1 pseudogene is annotated in these 538 nt (G+C 60.4%); it reads left to right on the top strand.

Going from position 1 to position 538, the window contains the following annotated elements:
- Positions 1-2 precede the first annotated feature (2 nt).
- A pseudogene (locus JKG68_RS32885) lies at positions 3-538 on the top strand (polyhydroxyalkanoate depolymerase); the annotation flags it as partial.

Below are 538 nucleotides of genomic sequence, written 5' to 3'. Positions count from 1 at the left end.
GTATGTGGTATCTGTTGCATGAAGCCTCGCAGGTTGCGTTCTCTCCCGCTCGGATGATCGCCGATCTCACAAAGCTCGCCTGCACTCATTCTCTCAACCCGGTGACCTACACTCCAGGCGGTCGCGCTCTGGTGGCCTCCTGCGAGTTGTTCGAGCGCACCACTCGCGCTTACCCCAAACCTACATTCAACCTTCCCGCCTCAGAACGGGTGGTGTGGCAGCAGCCCTTCTGCCGGGTGATTGCCTTCGGACCACCGTCGAACAAGCCCAAGGTCTTGATTGTCGCTCCCATGTCAGGCCACTACGCCACCCTGCTACGGGGTACGGTGGCAGCATTCCTCGACAGCCATCGGGTGTTCATCACCGACTGGAGCGATGCCAAGCACGTACCCCTGTCTGAGGGCCAGTTCGATCTCTCGGATTACGTGGATTACTGCCGCGCCATGTTCGAGGCGCTGGGACCCGACCTGCATGTGATGGCGGTGTGCCAGCCTGCCGTTCCGGTTCTGGCAGCGATTGCCCTCATGGAAGCTGAAGA

Source organism: Microvirga aerilata (assembly GCF_016743775.1).
GTDB classification, from domain to species: Bacteria; Pseudomonadota; Alphaproteobacteria; order Rhizobiales; family Beijerinckiaceae; genus Microvirga; species Microvirga aerilata.
This window is presented reverse-complemented; position numbering and strand designations above follow the sequence as displayed.